Annotated in this window: 12 protein-coding genes; 4 read left to right on the top strand and 8 right to left on the bottom strand. The window is 63.9% G+C overall.

Annotation, left to right across the window (positions count from 1 at the left end):
- Positions 1-33 precede the first annotated feature (33 nt).
- A complete protein-coding gene (locus VEI45_RS02265) occupies positions 34-1,026 on the bottom strand; it encodes an Acg family FMN-binding oxidoreductase (RefSeq protein ID WP_324849723.1) in 993 nt (330 codons plus the stop codon).
- 248 nt (positions 1,027-1,274) lie between these two features.
- On the opposite strand from VEI45_RS02265, the gene VEI45_RS02270 reads away from it, so the two are divergent.
- The 3 genes from VEI45_RS02270 to VEI45_RS02280 all read left to right on the top strand — a co-directional run bounded on the left by VEI45_RS02270 (position 1,275) and on the right by VEI45_RS02280 (position 5,286).
- Positions 1,275-2,210: a universal stress protein gene (locus VEI45_RS02270; RefSeq protein WP_324849725.1), complete on the top strand. Its 936-nt coding sequence runs from the start codon at positions 1,275-1,277 to the stop codon at positions 2,208-2,210.
- 261 nt (positions 2,211-2,471) lie between these two features.
- A complete protein-coding gene (locus tag VEI45_RS02275) occupies positions 2,472-2,738 on the top strand; it encodes a DUF1918 domain-containing protein (RefSeq protein ID WP_324849727.1) in 267 nt (88 codons plus the stop codon).
- A 148-nt stretch (positions 2,739-2,886) separates the two neighbouring features.
- Entirely contained in the window at positions 2,887-5,286 is a 2,400-nt protein-coding gene (locus VEI45_RS02280) for an HAD-IC family P-type ATPase (protein ID WP_324849729.1), read from the top strand.
- Positions 5,287-5,588: 302 nt separating this feature from the next.
- On the opposite strand, the gene VEI45_RS02285 is transcribed toward VEI45_RS02280, so the two are convergent.
- The 4 genes from VEI45_RS02285 to otsB form a co-directional block, all read right to left on the bottom strand.
- Entirely contained in the window at positions 5,589-5,915 is a 327-nt protein-coding gene (locus VEI45_RS02285) for a hypothetical protein (RefSeq protein WP_324849731.1), read from the bottom strand.
- 622 nt (positions 5,916-6,537) lie between these two features.
- Positions 6,538-6,972: a pyridoxamine 5'-phosphate oxidase family protein gene (locus VEI45_RS02290; protein ID WP_324849733.1), complete on the bottom strand. Its 435-nt coding sequence runs from the start codon at positions 6,970-6,972 to the stop codon at positions 6,538-6,540.
- A 300-nt stretch (positions 6,973-7,272) separates the two neighbouring features.
- A complete protein-coding gene (locus VEI45_RS02295; RefSeq protein WP_324849735.1) occupies positions 7,273-8,154 on the bottom strand; it encodes an SDR family oxidoreductase in 882 nt (293 codons plus the stop codon).
- 100 nt (positions 8,155-8,254) lie between these two features.
- On the bottom strand, positions 8,255-11,929 hold the full coding sequence (otsB, locus tag VEI45_RS02300; protein WP_324849737.1) for a trehalose-phosphatase: 3,675 nt from the start codon (positions 11,927-11,929) through the stop codon (positions 8,255-8,257).
- Between the two features lie 391 nt (positions 11,930-12,320).
- On the opposite strand from otsB, the gene VEI45_RS02305 reads away from it, so the two are divergent.
- On the top strand, positions 12,321-13,454 hold the full coding sequence (locus VEI45_RS02305) for an ATP-dependent 6-phosphofructokinase (protein WP_324849739.1): 1,134 nt from the start codon (positions 12,321-12,323) through the stop codon (positions 13,452-13,454).
- 60 nt (positions 13,455-13,514) lie between these two features.
- On the opposite strand, the gene VEI45_RS02310 is transcribed toward VEI45_RS02305, so the two are convergent.
- The 3 genes from VEI45_RS02310 to VEI45_RS02320 all read right to left on the bottom strand — a co-directional run.
- On the bottom strand, positions 13,515-14,519 hold the full coding sequence (locus VEI45_RS02310) for a dihydroorotate dehydrogenase-like protein (protein ID WP_324849741.1): 1,005 nt from the start codon (positions 14,517-14,519) through the stop codon (positions 13,515-13,517).
- Positions 14,519-18,091, bottom strand: coding sequence for a pyruvate:ferredoxin (flavodoxin) oxidoreductase (gene nifJ / locus VEI45_RS02315; protein ID WP_324849743.1), 3,573 nt, complete (start codon positions 18,089-18,091; stop codon positions 14,519-14,521). The genes VEI45_RS02310 and nifJ overlap by 1 nt, the downstream gene beginning before the upstream one ends.
- The coding region (locus VEI45_RS02320) for an FAD-dependent oxidoreductase (RefSeq protein WP_324849745.1) at positions 18,088-18,730 on the bottom strand (643 nt) is incomplete at its 5' end. The genes nifJ and VEI45_RS02320, both read right to left, overlap by 4 nt.

Below are 18,730 nucleotides of genomic sequence, written 5' to 3' on the forward strand. Positions count from 1 at the left end.
ACTGGTCGACCATGTCGATCAGTCGACGACGCATCAATCGAAGGCCGATCCGTCCAAGTACTCGACAACGTCGTGTAGCGGGCGACGCGGAGTCGCCGGCAACGGGTCGGCGTTGAGCGGAGCCCAGCCGATGCGCAGCAACATCTGAGGGAACCCGCTGATCCCGAAAACCTCCCTCTGCACGGCATCACGCGTCTCGGTGATTTCCAGCGGTTCGGTGACTGGGCAGCTGGCAAGACCGAGTGCGGTTGCGCTCAAAAGCATCAAACCCGTGGTTTCGCCGGCCCGCAGCCGTGCCAGCATGCTGTCGTCCCTGGTGCCGAGCGCCAACACGACGGCATTATCGTCGACTGGTTCCGCGTCGGGTGGCTGCGGCAGTACCGAACCGGCGAACAGCCGCGGCGGCAGCGGCGCGGTAGGGTCGGACTCCGGTGTATTGCGAGCCGGCACACCAGCCAACGATGCGTATCTTCCGCTCCAGGTGGTGAGTTCGGTGAGGTAATCAAAGTCCGTAGCGTGTCGCCGAACCGCTTGAGCGACAATCTGTTGCAATTCGGGCAACGACTCGATTTGGCGCAGCATGACACCCGCGCGTGCCGCGCGGGCACCTAGCAGGGCGATGTAGTTGGCGGGCACGCTCCATTCACTGTAGCGGCGCCGGTCGGTGCGCCGCCGCGGAATCGCCGCCGCCAGCGTGATATCAACTTCGCTGGCTGCACGACGGTAAACCTCCAGGGCGGCAAGGTGTTCGGGTTCATCGGGGTTGGGCAGCCGATGGACCTTCGATTGCCACCCGAGCGCCGCGAGTGCCACCACGCAATGATTCAGGGCGATGCCGCAGCTCAAGATGAGGTCGCGGCCATCGGGGTCAGTGTTGGGTAGATGTAACCTGCGGTCGGCGTAAAGGTGCAAACTGTCCGAGCCAACCCGCCACCGCCACGGTTGGGTGTTGTGCACCGACGGCGAGCGGGTAGCCAGCGACAAGACCGCGTGAACGGTCTCACGATCCGGGAAGTGAGCGTTCATCGGGTCACCGCTTTCTGCTAGCCATAAAGACTTAATCCAGAGTTGCCCGGCTCGACGCTTAGCCGCTAGAGCCGAAAGACTCCACTAAAAAGGACGCCCGTGGGCAGCAGGCACTTTGACGTCGCATGCCTGACGGGTCTTATGGCCATATTGCTAGTGACAAACGCCCTCTGATCTTGCGCGCTCTTCTCTTATAGCGTCATTCAAGCCGCTGAGAATTATGAAGATCAACTTCTCTGGGAGAAGACATGCCGTCACACGGTGGGCATTCAGGAATTATCGTCGGTGTAGACGACTCCCCCGCCGCCAAGGCGGCGGTGGGTTGGGCAGCGCGCGATGCCGAATTGCGGAGCATTCCGCTAACGCTCGTGCACGCTGTTTCGCCGAACTTAACGACGTGGTCGGACGCACCGTTGTCGCCCGGGTTAGCGGAGTGGCAGAAGAACCACGGGCGTCGACTGCTGGACGAAGCAATCAAGATCGTTCAAGAAGTTTGCGACCGCGGAGGTCCCACCCAGATCCACACGAAGGTTTTGTCGTCGCCAGCCGTCCCCACACTGACCGACCTGTCCAGAGACGCCGAGCTGATGGTTGTCGGGTCGTCTGACACCGGCAGCTGGCACGGCCGGGTTCTCGGCTCGGTCAGTTCCGGGCTGTTACGTCATGCGCATTGCCCCGTCGCGGTCATCCACGATGGTGATCCGTTGACGCCGGATCAACTTCGGGCACCTGTGTTGGTCGGCATCGACGGCTCGTCGTTATCGGAGTTGGCGACCGCGACGGCATTCGATGAGGCTTCACGTCGAAACGTCGGGCTAATCGCTTTGCACGCCTGGAGCGATGTTGATGTATCGGAATGGCCCGGTGTCGATTGGCCCGCCACGCAGTCGATGGCCGAGCAGGTACTGGCCGAGCGGCTGGCGGGCTGGCGGGAGCAGTATCCCGATGTGAACGTCCGCCGAATCGTCGTCCGCGATCAGCCGGCACACCAACTCGTCATACATTCGGCGGAAGCCCAGTTGGTCGTGGTCGGCAGTCGTGGCCGGGGCGGATTCGGCGGAATGCTCGTGGGCTCGGTAAGCGAAAGCGTTGCCCAATTGGCCCGTACGCCGGTGATCGTGGTCCGCCAGCCCGCGATCAAGGCTTCGGGATCTTCCTTGGTGGCCAGTGCATCTGGAAGCTAACGCTGGCGCCGAGCAACTCAGGTTAGCCGTCGGGTCGGAGCCACCGCCGCGGGTTTCGTCTCCGCGGCGGCGGAACTAGGGCCATTGGTCCCTATTGGCGGCCGGACTGGTGACGCCGTGACGGGTGACCCATCGGCCACTGGGCGATCAGCGTCGGTGCCCGGCGGACTTTCGACCCATACGGCTGATGGCATCCTGCCCTTCCCGGCACACTCGCTGTGCTCGCACCATAGAAATCGGCCAGGACGAAAGGTGTGAGCAATGAGGGCTAATGTCGGTGATTGGCTGGTGGTCAAGGGCAACGAACAGTCGGAGCACTGCGGGATGATCACCGAGGTGCACGGGCCGGAAGGATCGGCACCGTATATGGTCCGGTGGCTGGAAACCGATCACGAGGCACTGGTATTCCCGGGGCCCGATGCGATCATCGTTACCAGCGTCGAGCAAGAAGCGACCGACGAACGGGTACGGTCACGGCTGGCGTCGGTACAAGAGAACATCATGAAACGTACTCCCGATAGAAGTTGAGATTCGGCCGAAATCATCTGCGCCACAGAGAACCAGGCGCATCGTTGACTCCGTTGCAGACGTTGATCTCGGCATCGTCGCCAGGTTCTTGGCTCGATAACGCCGACGGGCACGTCATCCGAAACCTTTTTCCGTACCCTTGCGCTTTATGACCGCGTCGCCGGCCGCTGGGCTAACGTCCGCTGAAGTAGCCCAGCGGGTTGCCGACGGCAGGGTCAATGATGTCCCCAGTAGGGCGACCCGCAGCGTGGCCGACATTATTCGCGCGAATGTCTTCACTCGGATCAACGCCATCCTGGCAGTGTTGTTCGCGATCGTGCTGGCGACCGGCTCATTGATCAACGGGCTGTTCGGGCTTCTGATCATTGTCAACAGCGTCGTCGGTATGGTGCAGGAGCTGCGGGCCAAACTGACGCTGGACAAACTGTCGATTGTCGGGCAGGCCAAGCCACTGGTGCGCCGGGCGGACGGAACACGGGAATTGTCGCCCAACGAAGTCGTTTCCGACGACGTCATCGAATTGGGCCCGGGCGATCAGGTCGTGGTGGATGGCGTGGTGGTCGAGGAGTCCGGGCTGGAGATCGACGAGTCGCTACTCACCGGCGAGGCCGACCCTGTCCTGAAAAGCGTCGATGACGCGATAATGTCAGGCAGTTTCGTCATCGCCGGAACCGGTGCGTACCGAGCCACGAAAGTGGGACGCGATGCCTACGCAGCCACGCTGACCGCCGAGGCCAGCAAGCTCACCCTGGTCCACTCGGAGCTGCGGGCCGGAATCAACAAGATTCTCCAGTTCATTACCTATCTGCTGATTCCGGCGGGGCTGCTGATTATCTACACGCAGCTGTTCACCACCCATGTCGGCTGGCAGCAGTCGGTGCTGCGCATGGTTGGCGCGCTGGTCCCGATGGTCCCGGAGGGCCTGGTGCTGATGACTTCGATCGCGTTCGCCGTGGGTGTCGTTCGCCTGGGCCGCCGTCAGTGCCTGGTGCAGGAGCTGCCGGCCATCGAGGGACTGGCCCGGGTCAACGTGGTGTGCGCCGACAAGACCGGCACGTTGACCGAGAATCGGATGCAGGTGGCCGACCTGCAGCAGCTCGATTCTGCGGCTGGCATGAACACGATCATCGATGTGCTGGCGTCGATGGCTGCCGACGACGCCCGCCCCAACGCCAGCATGCAGGCCATCGCTGAGGCCTACCGCAACCCGCCGGACTGGACCGTCACTGCGACCGTCCCGTTTAAGTCGGCGACGAAGTGGAGCGGAGCGTCCTTCGGAGGGCACGGCAACTGGGTTCTCGGCGCCCCAGACGTGCTGCAGGATCGGTCGTCAGCGGTGGCCGCGCAGGCCGAGGCCGCGGGTTCACAGGGACTGCGTGTACTGCTACTCGGGTCTACCGACCTACCGGTCGATCATCATGATGCGCCCGGCCACGTTGTCCCGGCCGCTCTGATCATGCTGGAGCAAAGGGTGCGTCCAGATGCCCGTGGCACTTTGGATTACTTTGCTGAGCAGGATGTTTCGGTGAAGGTGATTTCCGGTGACAACGCCGCATCGGTGGGCGCGGTGGCATCGACGCTGGGCCTTGACGGAAAGACATTCGACGCCCGAAACTTACCCACCGACCCGGATCGACTGGCCGAAACATTGTTAAAGTGCACCACTTTCGGCCGAGTGCGTCCGGACCAGAAACGTGCGATGGTGCGCGCCTTGCAATCCCGCGGTAACACCGTCGCGATGACCGGCGACGGTGTGAACGACGTACTGGCGCTGAAGGACGCCGATATTGGCGTCGCCATGGGAGCGGGAAGTTCGGCGTCACGGGCTGTGGCCCAGATTGTGCTGCTAGACAACAAGTTCGCGACGCTGCCCTATGTGGTGGGCGAAGGCCGCCGAGTGATCGGCAATATCGAACGAGTATCCAACCTGTTCTTGACCAAGACCGTGTACTCGGTGCTGCTGGCATTGCTGATCGGCATCGCCGGGCTCGCGGCTAAATCGTTGGGCATCAAATCGTTGATGTTCCCCTTCGAGCCCATCCATGTGACCATTGCCGCCTGGTTCACTATCGGCATTCCCGCGTTCATCTTGTCCCTGGCACCCAACACGGAACGTGCGCAATCGGGTTTCGTCCGCCGGGTGATGACGGCTGCGGTACCCAACGGCGCGGTCGCCGGCATCGCGACATTCGTGTGCTATCTGCTGGCCTTCCGGGGAACTGAAGCGACGGCGGCCCAACAAACGCAGGCGTCGACGTCGGCGTTGATCACGCTGCTGGTGATCGCAGTGTGGGTGCTGGCGGTCGTGGCCCGACCCTACAGCTGGTGGCGGGTGGCCTTGGTGGCGCTGTCCGGCAGCGCGTATGTGGTGATCTTCAGCATCCCGCTGGCGCGTCAGCAGTTCATGCTCGATCCCTCGAACATCGCGTTGACCGGCACCGCGCTGGGGATCGGCGCGTTGGGCGCGGCGGTCGTCGAAGCCTTGTGGTGGTTGCGGGGCTCGGCTGGCGGAGTGCCGCCTCGTTTGTGGCGCCAACCGGAAGCCTGATTGCATGCACATTCACCGCCCAAGCCGAAGGCAAGTTGGCTGAATTTACTCCTCTGACCACCCAAAGCGACGGGCTTGTCGGGCGCATTCAACAGTTGTATGGTGACCGCCGTTCGGTCGGTTCCGCGGGCCGTGAGGGGCCGGGATCGAGGGAATGTGTCTGTCAAGGCCGTTGGGGGCCGAGGCTCCGAGTCGCATCCACGCGCTCCAGGAGGGCCCACCTCGGCAGCCAAAGCTGAGACCGGACAGACCGATCAAGGTCAGCCGACTGAGCGGCGGCAAACATCCCGGCCCGAAGAACTTCAGGAAGCCAGCCGCATTGCCGCGCTGCTGCGCGACCGGTTCGGGATTGAGGATTGACGACCGATGGCTACCTGTGCTGGGCCGCCGGCACCGTCGAGGACCGAGGCGCCCGGCCTGGTTTTCCCCCTGGCGGTGCATGCCTGGATGGTGACATGAGGGTTGTTGCGCAGACGCTGGTATTTACCTGTGCCCGCTCCGGTCCACATGCCGACCCTGCCATCACTGACCGGAACCGTCCAAACAGGTGTGGCCACTCCGGCGCCGCTTTTACGGAACGTGTTCAGCAGCATGTGTTTTCCGCTAGTAATGTCGATCGTTTTCGTCACGGCCGCCTTTGAGGTTTTGGTCGCTTCGCTAGCGAAAACACTGCGCCCTCACGTACCAAGTCATGCTCCGTTTCCAGTGTCCTTGTGTAACCACAGGAAGTCGTGGATTCCACCGCCCCGCAGTAAAGTCCGCTCCCAAACCCGCAGCAACGGAAACACTTCGGATCCAGAGATGATCTCGGGCCGGTCTAGGTCGTAGGTGTGCCCTTTCCAGGTGAGCTTGCACGCCCCGGCCGTTAAAACGTTGCGGCACCAATCAGTCTGGCTGCCGTAAGGCAGAGATACGACGAAGCCGTCACCGTAAGGTCGAGCACCAAGGGGTGTTTGATAAGTCTTCCCGGTATGACGGCCCACGTGGGCAAGAAGCGCGGTGACGGAACGTTGATGACCCGCACGCCTGCGACGGAAGCCGGCGTATCTCTTGAAGACCCACAGTCTGAGCCAGTCTGGGTGGCGTCTAATGATTCTGGGCATAACTACGGGAGACGCGAGCACCGCTGCAAGCGTGCCGACCAGGCCAGCCGCGACGACAACGAAGGTTCGCGCCAGCCACCCCCGGTCGATGTGGTTGTCGGTATCCACGCTTGACTTTTTCACATGCGCCGGCTCCCGCACGGTCGAATCAGGCGAATGTGGATTCCGGGTCGGGTTCCGGACCGAACCGGAAACGGCGGCCGCTAATCGAGACCGGGAGAACCCGAACATAATGTTGCTTTAACGTCGCAATCCATGGCAGCAGCTGGGCCTGCTCGGCCTCTTGGATCTGCTCGTTAGTACGGAGCATGCGGGCCGTGCCCTTCACGATGACACTCCAGCCTTCGGCGGCATCGTGGTCGTCGGCCTCGAAAAGAACACGATTGTTGATGGCGGTGCTGACCAACTTGGTGCCCTCCGCGGTGCGAAAGAGCACAGTGCGGCGCTGCACGACGAAGTTCACCGGAAAGATCTCGGGCTGGCCCTCGACGCTGGTGACCAGACGCCCTAACGGCACGCTTGCCAGCAGATCCCAGCTTTCGGTGGCCGAAAGGATGCTGACCGGTTGACCGGTTTCGGACATCGGGGCGCTCACCGGCCTTGCGGCAGTAGTGCCGCAACCGGACACGTTGATTCGAACCGCAGATCGTGCATTCTCATGGCGGCAGTCACACCGCTAACTTAGACAGCATCGGGTACCGGCACAACCAAGCTGAGCATGTCGCTAAACCACATTGGACGTGACCCCGTTTTGCGGACACGGCCTCAGGCGACTTTTGCCATTCGAGCGGTTCGTTCGAACCCCAACTCATCGCCTTCACAGAGCGGGCACCGGTCACGGTTGGGCCTCTGTGGGCCCAGAGGGCGACACTTATCGGTTGCCCTACTGCTTTTCCAAGGCTTCGGTGATGGCGCTGGTGGAGCGGCCGAGGGCAGCAACTTCGGCGTCCATGCGGGGCAACAATTCCGGAGTGAATCTGCGGATGGCGAACTCACCGAGTGGGGTAGCCAACACCGGCTTGAGCCAGCGGAACAACCCCACCCATTCCGGGCAGTAGACATGGCTCTTGCGGTCCTCGATCCCCGCGACGAATGCAGCCGCGCACGCCTCCACCGAAGTGGTCAGGTTCAAGGGCCAGGGCAGCTTCGCCAACATTTCCCGGAACGACGGCAGGTCGGCCTTGGTATCCCGGACGAGGTCGGTGTCAATCCAGGACATATGCGCCGAGCCGACGCTGACGCCCTGATGCGCGACCTCCAGTCGCAGCGTGTTGGCGAGGTGCTCGACACCGGCCTTCGACGTGTCGTAGGACACCATCCCGGGAGCGGCTGCGAATGCGGCCAGCGACGAGACGATCAGCACATAGCCGCGACGTTCGATCACCGCCGGCAGCGTGGCACGCACGGTGTGAAAGACACCGAGCACATCGACATCGATGACCCGCTCGAACGCCTCCGGATCGACGTGCAGCAGGGACCCATAGCTGGCAATCCCCGCGTTGGCCACAACGACGTCGATGCCGCCGAAGACTTCAACGGCCTTGTCGGCCGCGGCCTGCATGGCCGACAGGTCACGCACATCGGCGATCACGGTCAGCACGTGCTCGTCGCCGCCGAGGTCGGCAGCCAGCTCTTTCAGCGGGCCCTCGTCCAGATCGGTCAGCACCAGTTTGGCGCCTTTGTGGTGCAGCCGACGGGCGGTTTCGGCGCCGATTCCGCGGGCACCGCCGGTGATGAAGACGACTTGGGAGTTCACAGATGCCATAAGTCGAAAGCTACTCCGGTGCGTGCGCTAGATCACCCAAATGGCGGCGACTACAACCTGCACGAGCGCACGATCATCGACACCGTCGTCTTGCTGCCCGCTATCGGAACCGGATGACGCGCCCGGGTGTCAACCGTTCTACCCGCCCCCGGCATTCGACCTCGGCCGACGGAACTTCACGGGGGTCGACGCTGATCTCCGCACCTTTCCCACTGATCCGCAGGTGCAGGTGCTGGCCGCGGTAATGGATCGGGAAGCTCAGTGCGCCAAGGTATTCCGGCCACTGCGGGGACAGCACGATGCGATCGTCACGCATCTCCAGGCCGGTGAAGCAGCGCTGCACAAAGTCGACGCTGCCGACCATCGCGGCCAGATGAATGCCTTCGGCCGTGGTCCCGCCCTGGATGTCGGCGACATCGGCCTTGAGCACCTGCTGGAAGAAATCCAGCGCGCGATCGCGATTGGCCCGAGCCAGCACCCATCCGTGGACGACCCCACTCAGTGTCGATCCGTGGGAGGTGCGGGCCACGTAGTAGTCGACCATCTTCGGGATCTGGTCGTGGCTCAAGTAGTAGTCCAGTCGACCAAGCAGCTCGCGCAGTTCGTCCGACGACAGCAGGTAGAGCAGCATCAAGGCGTCGGCCTGCTTGGACGCCTTGTACCGGTTGACATCGTCGTTCTCGGCCTCAAGAATGCGGTCCAGCCGCTGAATGTTGCCGTAGCGCTGCCGGTAGACGCCCCAATCCAGTTCTGCCAGTTGCTCATATCCCCCGAACTGGCTGATCACCCCCTCGTGGAACGGGACAGACATGCGCCGGCTGACGTGATCCCACTGCGCCAGCTCGTTATCTGTCAGTTCCAGCTTCTCGCGCAAATCCAATCGGTTAGGTAGCGGCATCAACTCGAGCGCGTCGATCGCCCGCAAGATCACCCAGACCGCCATCACATTCGTGTACGCGTTGTCGTTCACCCCGTCGAACGGCCGGTCCGGGTAACCGGAGTGGAATTCGTCAGGCCCGATGATGCCATTGATGTGATAGCGATCCTGTTCGGGGTCGTATGTCGTTCTGCTCACCCAGAACCTGGCTATCTCGGCCAGCATCTCGGTGCCGTAGTCGATCAGATACGCCAGATCGCCGGTGACTTGGTAGAACTGCCACGCGTTATAGGCGATGGCGATGCCGATGTGGTGCGCTCGGTGACTGGGATCGGGCCGCCACCGGCCGGACCGCGGATTCAGGTGCAACGTAGGGCTTTCCTCCCGACCGTCGCTGCCGGACTGCCACGGATACATCGCGCCGCGGTAACCGGCCAGCGCGGCGGCGCGGCGGGCCTCCGGCAAGCGACGATACCGGTATCTCAGCAGCGACCGGGTGACCGTCGGAAGGCGCAGGTCCAGCGCCCGGAAGACGAAAAGCTCGTCCCAGAAGATGTGCCCGCGGTATGCCTCACCGTGCAGCCCCCGGGCCGGCACCCCGACGTCAAGTTCCGCGCTGTGGTAGGACACCGTCTGCAGCAGATGAAGCAGATGCAGACGCACGATGCGCAATTCGTCAACGTGGCCCTCGAATTCGATGGACAGCCGCTCCCAAAGATGGGCCCACGCGAGCTTGTGGGCCTCACATATCTCGGCGAATCGCCCCTGGCGGCCGAGCCTGCGCTCAGCCCCAACGGCCGGGTGGGACGTCGCGACATCACGCCCGGTGACCATGGTCACGACCTTCTCCACGGTCAGCGTCTGGCCCTCTTCGAGCTCGGTGAAGATCCCGTGGCCGATCTCGAATTGTTCGTCGAGCAGCTCATACGTCGCAGGCACCGGCGTCTCGCCGTGCCACAAGCTGGTTCGTGCGGCCAGTGCGATCGGGATCTTCGACTGCGTGGTTTCGACGGTCATCAGCACCGAGTTCTCAGACAGCGCACGCTTATTCAGCGCATGCAGGTGATTGCTGGCCAGGTCGCGATAGCGCTCCACCAGACCGTTGCGGACGTTGCCGTCGAGTGTCGAGCGGATCTCGATCGTCCCCGACCAGTCCACGGCGACGATCGTCGTCTCCATGGCAGCCACGTGGGCCGTGTGCATGGCCACCAGCCGGCGCTGCGCAATCGAAGTGGTGCGGCCGACGTTGTCGCGGAAGCGCAGTTTGCGGGTCAGCACCGCACCGCGAAGGTCGAGGGTCTGGCGGTAGGACAACAACCTGACGGAATCGACGTCGAACCAGTCACCGCCGTCGATGCGGAACGTCAACGGCAGCCAGTTGGGCAAGTTCACCAGGCTTTCGTGGTCCGTGCGGTTGCCGCCGATCTGGTCGTCGAGCCGGTTGTAAACGCCGGCGGCATAGGTTCCCGGGTAATGGACTTGACCGGCCTTCGATTCCGGTGCTGCCCCGCGGGTGGCAAAGTAGCCGTTGCCGACCGTGCACAACGCTTCGCGCAGCTTTTCCTTTTGCGGATCGTAGCCCTCGAACGTGTACGTCCAAGCGCGGGTGTGTGTTTCGCGCTCGTATGCTAGCCAGTTGCCGCCGCGGCGCACAAAGTCACGAACTTCGGTGGGATTTCTCAGCGTGAAGCCGGCGGCAGTCGGACGGTCGCCGTCCTCGTCGTGTCGGACGACTATGCCGATGCCGTTGAATCGAACCGCGTCGAACGCATCCTCGTCGGTGAGATCGTCGCCGATGTACATCGGCACCACCCGACCCGTTTGATCGACGCGACCACGGATCCAGGCCAGTGCGGTGCCCTTGTCCCAATCGATGTTCGGCCGCAACTCAACGACCTTGCGGCCGCTCGTCATCCGAAGGCCATGTCGTTGTCCGTGTCGGTGTGCGGCCGCGACCACCTCGCCGACGTGCTCGGCTGCGACATTGCGGTAGTGGACCGCCACCGCGAACCTCTTGTGTTCGACAAGTGCTCCCGATATCTGGCTCAGCTCCTCGCGCAGGTCGGCCGCCGCTCTCTCGAGCACGGGTACCGCAGCAGCCGCCGCGTCGTACTGGTGGTGACTGCCGTCGGGTCCGATCAGGTCGAAGCCGTGGCTGCCGGCGTACCAGATTCCCGGCAGCCCTACCCGGTCGCGGATGTCCGCCAGATCCCGGCCGGACAGCACCGCAACCGGGCACTGCGCTGCCAGGTGCTCCAGTGCCTCGGCTGCGCCGTCCACAAGCGTGGCCGCGTCAGGGTCCGCCACGACCTCCGACAGCGTGCCGTCGTAGTCCAGGCACAAGAACAGCTGCCGGCCACCGACAACGCCGATCAGCTCGCCGTAGGAATCCAGCGCGTTCGGACGCTGCGACCTGCGTTTGTCACCTATGCGGACCTCGACGTGAGCGAGATCGGGCACCACCACGTCGGCACCGCACCGCAGCAGCTCGTCGGCATGCCCGTCCCGGCCGACACCGATGACGAGCGCGAAGCCTCCCCTGCAGGCCGCTTCCACCTCGGCTCCGGTGCCCTCGACAACAGCTGATCGCTCGGGAGCCACACCTAGCTTGCTGGCGGCCAGCATGAGGACCGCAGCATCGGCCTTTGCGCCGGGCCCGGGCGCCTCAGCGATGGCGCCGAACAATTCGGCGATCCCGGCCGCTCGCAGCGCGTGCTCGCACTGACGGCCCGCCGAATAGACGGCCGTCGCGACGCCGGCCTCGTGCAACCTGCGCGCCAGCACGGCCGTCGCCTCCGGCACGGGCTCGCCGGGCTCTGGCCTGCACGCGGCCACAACGTCGAGATCGAAGATCACGGCGTCATGCAAGCGCGGATCGATCGTGACCGGCAGCTTCACGCTCAAACTCCTTGCCCGAGCTCATCGGGGGCTGCGCGGATACCGGTTAGACCAACCCAAACGTGCTCGTGCTGCCAATCATCGTGCGTAGGTAAACCGGTGAGAAGCTCCTGTGCGCGATCGGGGCCCTTTGGCAGCCGGTTGATGACTTAGGTCTTTTTGAGGGCGTCAATTGAGGGTCTAATGAGCTGGATTGGCGGGTTACTCCGAAAGCAAGGACCCCGCTCGAAAACGCTGATCGACAACCGCAACGCACGGGCCCGAAACTCCGGTGGGTACCGAAGGCGCACCATCCTCCTATACGGAACTAAACCTGGGGCAGCTCAGGCTGGTCGTGGACGCCTGATCTGAACCTCACGCCTCAGTGTTTCGCTGGCGTAGGGTTCGCCCCGTGAGACCTCCGATCAAACGGGTCGCTCTGAGCACCGGCGGTGGTGACGCGCCGGGACTTAACGCCGTCATCCATGCGGCCACCTTGGCCGCGCGAAACCGCGACTGGGATGTCATCGGGATCCGCGACGGTTTCAACGGGTTGCTGTTCCCGGGCGACTATCCCGATGGTGGGCTGATCGAGCTGACTCGTGACAGGGTTCGCGGCATCATCCACCAGGGTGGCACGATCCTCGGCACCACCAATCGTGGCAACCCGACGGCCTACCCGGTGCAACAGAGCGATGGCACCTGGATCCAAGTCGACCGAACCGAAGAGCTGCTTGGCCGCTTCGAGGAGCACCGAATCGATGCGTTGATCACGATCGGCGGCGACGGAACGATGTCGATAGGCCTCCACCTGCACCAGGCCGGGCTGCGCCTGGTCGGCGTGCCCAAGACAATCGACAATGACCTGGAGAAGACGACGTCGACGTTCGGTTTCGACACCGCTGTCGGCTTCGCCTCGCAATGCATCGACCGGCTGTTCACCACCGCTACGTCGCATGGCCGGATCATCGTGGTGGAGGTGATGGGCCGCTACGCCGGATGGATCGCCCTGAGCGCCGGCATGGCGTCGGATGTGCACGCGATCCTGATCCCCGAGATTCCGTTCAGTCTCGAGCCGGTCGCCGCCGTGATCACCCACCGCGAGCGGCACGGTGCGAAGTTCTCTATCGTCTGCGTCGCCGAGGGCGCCCGGCCGGTCGGCGGAGAGGCATCGATCGTGGGCAAGTCGTTGGGGCAGGCCGAACGCCTCGGTGGCATCGGCGCTAAGGTGGCCGCCGAGCTCGAACAGATGACCGGACGAGAGGCACGCACGGTCGTGCTGGGCCACTTGCTGCGGGGCGGTTCGCCTACCGCGTTCGACCGGTTGCTCGGCGTGCGCTTCGGCGCCGCCGCCGTGCGTGCCCTCGACGAAGGGCAAAACGGTGTCATGGTGGCGCTAAACCCGCCGACGGTGGATTATGTACCGCTCGCCGAGGCCACCCGCCGGCAGAAGAAGGTTCCGCTCGACTGCGACTCGATGCTGACCGCCCGCGATATGGGGATCAACTTCGGCGACGAAATGCCCAGCCACAGCACGATCGGATGATGAGGCAAGGTAAAGAACATTCGATCGGGATGCCGGCAACGTTGGCAGCACTCTCATGCGTCAATAGTCGCCGTACGCGCTGCTGTTGGCGTTCCGTAGGGCACTGACATAATCCCCACGTTCTCGCGCTGACCCATCGTCATGCACTGAGAGGATGCCGCGCACCTCATCGAGCGTGGTAAACCCCTTGCGTAGCATCCAATCACGCAGCCCGTCGAGCAGGACGTTGGCGTACTCGGGGCCATGCCGCAGCAGTGCGGACGCAGACTGGACGACGTCCGCCCCGGCGAGCAGGTACTTGACCACGTCGGCGGCGGACTCCACACCGGTGGTGGCAGCCAGTGAGGCACGCAACCGTCCGTGCAGCAGCGCAATCCATGTCAGCGGCAACCTGATCTCGGCGGCGGTCGACAAGGGCACGTCGGGTGCCGGTGTGAGCGTCTCGCAGTTAATGTCGGGCTGCAGGAATCGATTGAACAGCACCAGTCCATCGGCGCCTGCTTGGTCAAGCCGCTGCGCCATCTCGCCGATCGAGCTGAAGAAAGGGCTCAGCTTAATCGCCACCGGCACTTCTACGGCACCTTTGACCTCAGCCAGGACATCGAGATAACGCTGCTCGACCTGCCGCCCGTCGATGTGCGGATCACCGGGCAGGTAGTAGACGTTCAACTCGATGGCAGCCGTGCCGGCGTTCTGCATCAAGCCCGCATAATGCACCCAACCGCCGGGCGTGACGCCATTGAGGCTACCGATCACCGGTATGTCCACCGCGCCGGCGGCGGATTCGAGCAGATGCAGATAGCGGCTGGCCCGGTAAACGTCGTCGACCACCGGCGGGAAGTAAGTCAGGGATTCGGCGTAGGTCTCACTGCCCTGTGCGGCCAGCCGGGTATTCTGCTCGGCCTCGCGGCGCAACTGTTCCTCGAACAGCGAGTGGAGCACCACCGCCCCGACGCCAGCGTCGGCGAGCCGCCGGACACCGTCAACGTTGCGACTCAGCGGAGAGGCCGCTGCCAGCAGCGGGTTGCGCAGGGTGAGCCCGAGGTAACGCGTCGACAGGTCCATCAGCGCTCCTTACGGCCGTCGGATGGGAAGTGCTGCGGACCGCGAGATGCCATGTCCTCGTATGCCTCCCAGCGCCGATCGATGGCCTGCTGCGCCAGCCCGAGCAATCGCTCGGCCTCCTCGGGGTCAGAATTGGACAATGCGCGATAGCGCAGCTCGCGGTAGAGGTAGTCGGTGATCGGGATCCGCGGCCGGTGCGAGTCCAACAGGAAGGGACTCTTGCCGTTAGCCCGCACCTCGGGGTCATAACGCAGCAGCGGCCAATGGCCGCTGGCCACGGCGCGGTACTGCTGGTCGAGGCCCTGGCGCATCTCGATGCCGTGGGCGATGCAGTGACTGTAGGCGATCACCAGCGACGGCCCGTCGTAGGCCTCGGCTTCACGAAATGCTTGCAGCGTTTGCTGTGGGTCGGAACCCATAGCCACCTGCGCGACGTAGACATTTCCGTAGGAGATGGCTTGCAGCGCAAGGTTTTTCTTCGGGACCGTCTTGCCGCCGGCGGCGAATTTGGCCACCGCGCCCAGCGGTGTGCTCTTGGACATCTGACCGCCAGTGTTCGAGTACACCTCGGTGTCGAGCACCAAAACGTTGACGTTGCGCCCAGTGGCCAATACGTGATCGAGCCCCCCGGCGCCGATGTCGTAGGCCCAGCCGTCGCCGCCGACGATCCATACGCTCCGTCGGATCAGATGGTCGATGACGCTGCGCAACCCGTCGGCCACCGCGGGCTCGAGACGGTCGAGTCGGGTTTCGAGTTCGGCGACTCGCTCGCGCTGGGCGTGCAGGTCGGATTCCTGCCGCTGCGATGCGGCCAGGATGTCGTCCACCAAATCGACGCCCAGCACGTCGCGGTGCGCGGAGAGGATGTGCCGGGCTTGGCGACTGTGTGTATCGGCGGCAAGACGAAGGCCGAGTCCGAACTCGGCGTTGTCTTCGAACAGCGAGTTGGACCATGCCGGACCGCGCCCGTCGGCGTTGGTCGTCCACGGTGTGGTCGGCAGATTGCCCCCGTAGATTGAAGAACAGCCGGTCGCGTTGGCGATCATCAACCGGTCGCCGAACAGTTGCGAAAGCAGTTTCAGATACGGGGTCTCGCCGCAGCCCGCACACGCGCCGGGAAATTCGAACAGCGGCTGCAGGAACTGGGCACCTCGCACGGTGCCGAAGTCCACGCGCGATCGATCGGTCGCCGGGAGTTTCTCGAAGAATGCCACGTTCTCGCGACCGGCGGCGACGAGCGGCTCGCGGGCCGCAAGGTTGATCGCTTTGGTGATCGGCGCGCCCGGCACAACTGCCGGACAGGCTTCCACACACAACCCGCATCCGGTGCAGTCTTCGACATACACCTGCAACGTGTAGCGGGTGTCGGGCAGGCCGACGGCAGTCAACGGCGCCGAGACGAACGTTGCCGGGGCATCGGCAAGCTGGTCGCGGTCATAGAACTTTGTGCGAATCACACTGTGCGGGCAGACAAATGAGCAGTTTCCGCACTGGATGCAGGTGTCTGGATCCCAGAGCGCGACGAGATCGGAGATGTTGCGTTTCTCGTAGGCGCTGGTGCCGCTTGGGTAGCTGCCGTCCACGGGTAGCACGCTCACCGGCAGTGCATCCCCGCGGCCGGCGATCATCTCGGCAGTAACGGTCCGCACGAAATCCGGTGCGTCGGCCGGAACAATAGGCCGGGGCTGGTAGCTGGAAGTGACCTGGTCGGGAATGTCGACCTGGTGCAGTCCTGTCAAGGCGTGATCTACAGCGGCAAGTTCGCGGACCACCACGTCGGTGCCTTGCGCCCCGTAGGTCTTTGTCACGCTGTCCTTGATCTGGGCGATCGCCTGGTCGTCTGGCAGCACACCGGAGATGGCGAAAAAACACGTCTGCAGCACAATGTTGATCCGGCCGGCCAGTCCAACCTCGCGGGCGATGGCGCCGGCGTCGATGACATACACGCTGATATGTTTGTCGATGATCTCTTGTTGTACCCTGCCGGGCAACGAATCCCACACCCGGTCGGGCGGACGGGAGCTGTTGAGTAACAACGCCGCTCCGGGTGCAGCGCGGCCCAGCACATCGACCGTCTCCAGGAACCGGGCATGGTGGCAGCCGACGAAGTCGGCTCGCTGCACCAGATACGGCGCCCGGATCGGATGCGGGCCGAACCGCAAATGCGAAACGGTCTGCGAGCCCGACTTTTTGGAGTCGTAGACGAAATAGCCCTGCGCATATAGATTGCCTTCGCCACCGAGGATCTTGATCGTGTTCTTGTTGGCGCCGACGGTGCCGTCCGAGCCGAGCCCGAAGAACAGCGCGCTCGTGGTGTCGGTGGACTCGATCTCGAAGTGCGGATCGTAGGCGATGCTGGTGCCCGAGACGTCGTCGTCGATGCCCACGGTGAAGCGGGCCCGCGGCTGCTCGCTTGCCAGTTCCGCGAACACGCCGGCGACCATGGCCGGAGTGAACTCCTTGGATGACAGCCCATACCGGCCGCCGCACACCGTCGGCAGCTCCGCCCGTTCACCTCTGTGGTACGCCTCGGTCAGCGCGGCAACGACGTCGAGATAGAGCGGCTCCCCGAGCGACCCCGGCTCTTTGGTGCGGTCCAGCACGCCGATCGCGCGAACGGTTTCCGGCAGCGCGGCGAGCAGTGCCTGCGTCGGAAACGGCCGATACAGGCGCACCTGGACCACACCGACCCGCTCGCCGCGAGCGGTGAGCGCAGCCACAGTCTCTGCTGCGGTCTGGGCGCCCGATCCCATCAGCACCAGTACCCGCTCGGCCTGCGGATGCCCGGCGTAGTCGACGATGTGCAGCTCTCGGCCGGTGCGCCGCCCCAATTGCGCCATCGCGTCCTCGACGACCGCGGGCACCCGCGCGTAGAACGGATTCACCGTCTCGCGGGCCTGAAAATAGGTGTCCGGGTTCTGCGCGGTGCCACGGATGAACGGCCGCGCCGGCGACAGCGCCCGGCCACGGTGGGCCAGGATTAACTCCTCGGAAACCAGAGCTCGCAAGTCGTCGTCGCTGAGCAACTCGATGGTGTTCAGCTCGTGAGAAGTGCGGAAGCCGTCGAAGAAATGCACAAACGGTATTCGGGTGCGCAGCGTGGCCGCTTGGGCGATCAGGGCCAGGTCGTGGGCTTCTTGAACCGACGCGGACGACAGCAGCGCAAAGCCGGTCTGCCGCACTGCCATCACATCCTGATGATCACCGAAGATCGAGAGTCCCTGCGCTGCAAGGGATCTTGCTGCAACATGGATCACTGCGGAGGTGAGCTCGCCGGCGATCTTGTACATGTTCGGGATCATCAGCAGCAGGCCCTGCGACGAGGTGAACGTCGTCGTGAGCGCCCCGCCCTGCAAGCCGCCGTGCAGCGCGCCGGCCGCCCCGCCTTCGCTTTGCATCTCTACTACGGTTGGCACAGTGCCCCATACGTTGGGCCGATGCCGGTTCGACCAGTCATCGGCAAGCTCGGCCATCGGCGAGGACGGGGTGATTGGATAGATGCAACACACCTCGTTGAGCCGATACGCCACCGATACCGCCGCCTCGTTGCCGTCTAGCGTGGCGCGTGTCATTTCGGCTCCGGCACCATCTCGATAGCGTGCACCGGGCACTGCTCGAAACAGGCAGCACAACCGGTGCACCGACCGTAGTCGAAGCGGTAGCGGCGCCCCGGACCGAGTTTGATCACCGCGTCCTCGGGGCAGGCACCGAGGCAGCCATCGCACTCGAAGCAGTTGCCGCAGGAAAGACACCGACCGGCCTCGAAGGTCGCGGCCTGGGCGGATAAGCCGCCGATGATCTCGTCGAATCCGGTAATCCGTTGTGGCGGTGCCAGTTCGGGTTGCTGGCGACGGCTCGCGTCGCCGAAGTACCACAGGTGCAGGTCATCGAAGTCGGCAGTCTGATGCTTGGGCGGCTGCTCCGTCGACGCACCGCGCAGCCATGCATCGATGTAATGAGCGGCCTTCTTGCCATGGCCCACTGCGACGGTCACGGTACGTTCGCAGGGGACCATGTCGCCGCCGGCGAACACCCCGGGGCAGCCGGTCATCAACGTCCGCGAGACCCGCACCGATCCGTCGTCGTCGAACTCCACCCCGGGCAGGCTTCGCATGAACGCCGACTCGGTCTCTTGTCCCAACGCCATGATCACGGTGTCGGCGGCGAGCGTCTCGAATTGTCCGGTCGGCATCGGCCGGCCCGATTCGTCG

The sequence above is a fragment of the Mycobacterium sp. genome (genome assembly GCF_035623875.1).
Lineage (GTDB): Bacteria > Actinomycetota > Actinomycetes > Mycobacteriales > Mycobacteriaceae > Mycobacterium.

What these genes read in the sequence shown, in the direction of transcription:
- VEI45_RS02280 (WP_324849729.1), top strand. Translation starts at nt 2,887, where the DNA reads ATGACCGCGTCGCCGGCCGCTGGGCTAACGTCCGCTGAAGTAGCCCAG.
- VEI45_RS02310 (WP_324849741.1), bottom strand. Translation starts at nt 14,519, where the DNA reads ATGGACCTGTCGACGCGTTACCTCGGGCTCACCCTGCGCAACCCGCTG.
- VEI45_RS02275 (WP_324849727.1), top strand. Translation starts at nt 2,472, where the DNA reads ATGAGGGCTAATGTCGGTGATTGGCTGGTGGTCAAGGGCAACGAACAG.
- VEI45_RS02290 (WP_324849733.1), bottom strand. Translation starts at nt 6,972, where the DNA reads ATGTCCGAAACCGGTCAACCGGTCAGCATCCTTTCGGCCACCGAAAGC.
- nifJ (WP_324849743.1), bottom strand. Translation starts at nt 18,091, where the DNA reads ATGACACGCGCCACGCTAGACGGCAACGAGGCGGCGGTATCGGTGGCG.
- VEI45_RS02265 (WP_324849723.1), bottom strand. Translation starts at nt 1,026, where the DNA reads ATGAACGCTCACTTCCCGGATCGTGAGACCGTTCACGCGGTCTTGTCG.
- VEI45_RS02295 (WP_324849735.1), bottom strand. Translation starts at nt 8,154, where the DNA reads ATGGCATCTGTGAACTCCCAAGTCGTCTTCATCACCGGCGGTGCCCGC.
- VEI45_RS02270 (WP_324849725.1), top strand. Translation starts at nt 1,275, where the DNA reads ATGCCGTCACACGGTGGGCATTCAGGAATTATCGTCGGTGTAGACGAC.